4 protein-coding genes and 1 pseudogene are annotated in these 3969 nt (G+C 69.3%); 1 reads left to right on the forward strand and 4 read right to left on the reverse strand.

The genetic code is table 11. The features are described from left to right. Positions 1-73 precede the first annotated feature (73 nt). The 4 genes and pseudogenes from AB0D48_RS37265 to AB0D48_RS37280 all read right to left on the reverse strand — a co-directional run bounded on the left by AB0D48_RS37265 (position 74) and on the right by AB0D48_RS37280 (position 2521). Positions 74-484: a hypothetical protein gene (locus tag AB0D48_RS37265; RefSeq protein WP_362407770.1), complete on the reverse strand. Its 411-nt coding sequence runs from the start codon at positions 482-484 to the stop codon at positions 74-76. Positions 485-838: 354 nt separating this feature from the next. Beyond that, positions 839-1093 (reverse strand): annotated as a pseudogene (locus tag AB0D48_RS37270) (IS110 family transposase); the annotation flags it as partial. A 70-nt stretch (positions 1094-1163) separates the two neighbouring features. Beyond that, the gene (locus AB0D48_RS37275; RefSeq protein ID WP_362407773.1) at positions 1164-1781 is read right to left on the reverse strand and encodes an HAD-IA family hydrolase; all 618 of its coding nucleotides are present in this window, start codon (positions 1779-1781) and stop codon (positions 1164-1166) included. 203 nt (positions 1782-1984) lie between these two features. Beyond that, the gene (locus tag AB0D48_RS37280; protein WP_362407776.1) at positions 1985-2521 is read right to left on the reverse strand and encodes a hypothetical protein; all 537 of its coding nucleotides are present in this window, start codon (positions 2519-2521) and stop codon (positions 1985-1987) included. A 423-nt stretch (positions 2522-2944) separates the two neighbouring features. On the opposite strand from AB0D48_RS37280, the gene AB0D48_RS37285 reads away from it, so the two are divergent. After that, on the forward strand, positions 2945-3757 hold the full coding sequence (locus tag AB0D48_RS37285) for a restriction endonuclease (protein ID WP_362407779.1): 813 nt from the start codon (positions 2945-2947) through the stop codon (positions 3755-3757). Positions 3758-3969: the final 212 nt, after the last annotated feature.

Here is a 3969-nt window from a genome sequence, read left to right on the forward strand (position 1 = left end):
CCCGCCTCCCCTCCTGGTTGGACGCGACACCGCTTCCAACCAGCACAACGAGCAACCCGGTGAACCTATGCGGTCACAGCACTAGCGCATCCCCGCCCTGAACGAAGTTGCCCGTAGCGTTGCCGGTGGTGGTGTTCCACTGCACCGCACCACTCATCCCTTCCCGTGGCAGCTGGGCTTGGACGCTCGCCACCAAGTCCCGCAGCTCTCCCACGACTTCCGGATGCGCGCGCGGGAGATCGATCAGTTTGCGTTTCCGACCGCCGTGGAAATCCCGACGCACCCTCTCCGGATCCTCGTCGCGTTGCACCAGAGACGCCTCCTGCTCCAGCTGCGCCTCCACCAACTGGTGTTCCTCGGTACCCGCGCGCCGGAACAGCTGCACAACACCGGTACGGGCGGCCTCCCAGGCACTGCTGGACGTGGGCGTCACAAGGGTCGTAGCGCCCGTCACGGCAAGCCCTGCCGCCATTTCATCCACCATGCCCCCCTGAATTCACCCGCCGTACCCCTCCCCCGAGGCTCTGCCGTCTGGCGTGAGGACCGGCGGCTCCACGGCTTGGCAAGCGGCGATCCCACCGTCCAGGCGGCTCCCACCACATGTCCGATCGCGGGCCTGCCGACAGCCCGGGCGCCGCCTCACATGATGCCGGGCTGCTCACCGCAGCGCGGGCGAGTCGGCGAATCTGTCCGGCCAACGGGCGAGTTGCGAACCTCCTCGCTCCTGAGGAAGACCACCCGCAGACGCCCCGGCTCACCCCGCTCGGGCCGGACCTGCTGCATGCGTGCGCTTGCCTGTCACCCCGTACGGGCAAAGCAGGGGGAACACGACGAGCGTGGCGGCGTGCCAGTCGGAGTGCTCGTCGCGTCGGCGCCGGTAGTGGGCTTTGGCTCCCATGGAGGCCGTCAGGTACGCGAAAGCCCGGAGATATCCCGCATGGTTGAGACGGTCGTTCTTCACCCAGCGCCGGGTGATGCTTGACTTCTTCCCCGAGGCCGGGTGAGGTTCGTCCGCGGCGGTGCAGACGGCCGTGAGCTGACCCAGGAGAGCGAGCATTTGCCTGCCCAGCGCGTCCTCGACCAGGGGCGGCTGGTGGGCCCTTCTCCGGCATGCGAACGGACCAGGAGCAGCAGCCTGGCTCCCACGACCCGTTAGCAAGGAATTAGGAGTCGGTGACCGCGAAGGCGCTGCGCAGTTGACCGATGTGCTGGTAGTGGAGACCGGTCAGTCCTGCAGCCTGGGCGGCCGTGACATGGCGGAGGGTGTCGTCGACGAACAGGCATCGGTGCAGTCCCACACCCACGCGTTGGGCGGCGGCTTCGAAGACGCGCTGGTCGGGCTTGGCGACTCCGAGACGAGCGGTGTTGATCACCGCGTCGAACGCGTCGGTCAAGTCCAGCAGGGAGAGGTCGTACTCCAGTCTCGTGGTGGCATTGGAGACCAGGACCACGGGCACCCGCCTACGGACCTCGGACAGAATGTCCAGGACGTCAGTGTCAACACGGCCGGTCAGGGCGCTCCACCGCTCCACGAGTTCCTGAGCGCGAGCCGCCGATCCGCAGATCGCGGCCAGGTCCTCCGCTACCTGCCCTCGCCACTGATCGTCGCTGATCGCGCCGGTGACAGCCATGTCCAACAGGCCGGGGCGGAACGCCGCAGACGCCAGCGTCCCCTCGGGCAATCCCGCCGCACGATCGAGTGCGGTCATCCCATCCGGATCCCACAGGCGCAAAACGCCATCAAAGTCGCAGAGTACGGTGTCAAAAGACAAATCACTCATGGCCGTGATTCTGCAAGGCCAACGCTCAGAGTGGAGCCGAATGCCGTACTGGATCACCAAACACGCCCTGCGCGCTGCCGTTCGCTCGCGCGAGTGAGGAAGACGAAGCAGTCGGCTGTCTCGACATCACCGGGCGACCCGGGCGCGCCCGGTGCGGCTCGGCAGCGCGAGAGCTGCCGCGCCACGCCGGAGGACGGTGTACGTCAGGAGACGCTCTTGGACGCGCTGGAGACGACGCACTCCTTGTATTCGCTACCGTCGCCCTTGCCGGTGTACGGCGTGGTGGCCTCGGCCTGCTGGGATGAGCCGGCCTTCACCGTCAGGCTGGCGACCTTGGCCGTGGCCGCGACGGTGTTCGACCCGGGCGCGCCCTCGAACTTCATGGTGATGTTGTAGGTGTAACCCAACGAGCCGGTGTTGGTGACGGTGAGCCGGGCAACCAGGTTCTTGCCCGAGTCGTCCAGACGGCATTTGTCGATCTTGATGTCACGCTCGGCCTTGTTGGCACTGTTCGAACCGCCCGGAACGGAGGTGTTGCCGGAGGAGCTGCCGCTGGTGCTGCTGTCACCTCCGCCGGTGGTGCCGCTGTTGGAGGAGCCGGAGCCGCCCGAGCTGCTGGAGTGCGAGGAGCTGGAGCCGTGGCTGCCGCCACAGCTGGCGCCGTGGGAGCCACGGGCACCGGTGAGCGCGACGACGGCGACACCGAAGACGGCTATTGCGCGGACATGACGAAGCTTCACGTTCAATCCCGTTGACAGAGAGTAAAGAATACTGAGCAGGCATGCGCCTTGGCAGGCGCACGTCACCTTAACGCCGTCTTTATGTGGCCTGATCGCCCCTCCGGGCGAGCTCGCCAGATCGTGACAAGATCACGACATAAAGATCACAGGCGGGTGCGTAAGCCACCAAGCCACGACGTAGGCCAGGGTCGCGCCGATGACGCCCTCGGTGGCGGGACGCGCCCGGCGCGGCCGAGCCCGGACTCGGCGCAGCCGCTGACCGGTGGAAGTCCCGGCGTACCGGGCCCGTTTGGATCCGAAGATCCCGATCAGACGAGGGGAGACGTTCCGGGTGGGCCGTCGCCGGGCGGTGATCGGCCGTCTCGGGTGGCGAGAGGGCCGCGCCGAGGGGGCGAAGCTCGGGAAGAGTGAGGAGGGGGCCGTATGACGGTATCGCGAGGGCGGCGGCGCGAGGCTGGTGAAGGCGCGGCGTCGGTGGGGCGTGACGTCGTGTTGGCGGTGGGCCTGCTGGGAATCTGCCTGGGCGGGTCGGCGGTGTTCGTCAGGACGGCCGCGGTGGCGGGCGGCGGCATACCGGTGATGCCGATCGTCACGATGATCGTCCTCGCCGCCGGGGTGGCGCTGGCGCGGTGGAGCGTGGCTCCCGTCAGACGCCGCTTCCCCGCGCGTGAGCCGGGCTCGCGCGGGCCGGGCGGGCCGGTGGGGCTGGTGGGCGCGCCGTCACCCCGCTCTCCGTCGGCGGCCGAGCCGGAGGCCCTGCCGGAGGCGGCCGACCTGCCCCAGGTGGGCTCCGACGCCCTGAACCACACGGCGGTGGACGCCGACGGCTTCGAGCACACGGTCGCCGCGCTGTGCGCCCGCGACGGCTGCCCCCATGTTGAAGTAGTGGGCGGGGCAGGGGACTTGGGGGCCGATGTGATCGCCACGACGGCGGAGGGCCTGCGCGTGGTCATCCAGTGCAAGCGCTACGGCGAAGGCAACCGGGTCGGTTCGCAGGACCTCCAGCGCTTCGGCGGCACCTGTTTCGCCGTCCACGAGGCCGATGTGGCCGTCGTCGTGACCACCAGCGCCTTCACCGCTCCGGCGACGGAGTACGCCACCGCCTGCAACATCGTCTGCGTCGACGGCGACGCCCTGGCCGCGTGGACGGAGTCACGGACGCCGCCTCCGTGGGAGACGGCCGCTGCGGCGCACGCGGAGGCAGGGGCGGCAGGGGTGACGGGGGCCGACGCCTAGGAAGAGCCACTTCCCGCCCGCGGGTGTCTGGTGACGCGGCCGCGCATGGGCTTCACGGCGCGGTGCGCAGGGCTTCCCAGCGCGGCGCGCATGGGCTCCCCTCAGAACAGTCGGCAGACTCCGGGAACTCCTCGTGGTCCTCGCGACCGTGGTCCTCGCGGATGGTGCCGCCCAGCGGGCGGCTCGCCACACGGGCCCGGAAGCCCCGCCAG

It is taken from the genome of Streptomyces sp. NPDC048269 (assembly GCF_040652395.1).
Classification (GTDB): domain Bacteria; phylum Actinomycetota; class Actinomycetes; order Streptomycetales; family Streptomycetaceae; genus Streptomyces.